1 pseudogene is annotated in these 656 nt (G+C 39.6%); it reads left to right on the forward strand.

Going from position 1 to position 656, the window contains the following annotated elements:
* Positions 1 to 656, forward strand: a pseudogene (locus tag ACFIMA_RS09900) (hypothetical protein); the annotation flags it as partial.

Below are 656 nucleotides of genomic sequence, written 5' to 3' on the forward strand. Positions count from 1 at the left end.
GGTGTTGCAAATTCTATCACGAATGTTCATAATGATGTAACTAATGTAGTCAGTGATAGTCTTGCCAAGCAGGATGATAATACGAAGGTTATCACTATTGGTAAAGAAGTAGAAGGTACAGAACTCAACATTGCCAACAGTAAGAAAGAAGACCGGATACTTTCAGGTGTTAAGGCAGGAGTGCTTTCAGCAGAATCGACAGAAGTTGTAAATGGCTCTCAGTTATTTGCGACTAATAAAAATGTTACGACAGTGACTACTAATCTAGACAGTGTTTCTAAAAATACATCGAGCTATTTAGGTGGTGGTGCTGATGTTCTTGTAGGCAATCTTCCGACGTATGTTGTTGGTGGCCAGTCATATCATGATGTTGGTTCAGCCTTTAGCGGTGTTGATACATCACTGACAGATCTTCATAATGAGCTTTCTAAGAACAGCAATGAACTTACACAGACCATTGAGCAGAATGCTTTATTATGGAACGATAAAGCTAATGCCTTTGTCGCGCGTCATGAGAAGAGTAAAGAAGAAAAAGGCAAAGCTGTCAGGACACAAGAAAACAGTAGAATTACGTTCCTTGCAAATGGTGAGATTAGCGCTAAATCAACGGATGCTGTCGCTGGTAATCAACTTTATTCAATGAATCAGACGTTTGC

The sequence above is a fragment of the Bartonella sp. AP88HLJMH genome, from assembly GCF_042195605.1.
Classification (GTDB): domain Bacteria; phylum Pseudomonadota; class Alphaproteobacteria; order Rhizobiales; family Rhizobiaceae; genus Bartonella.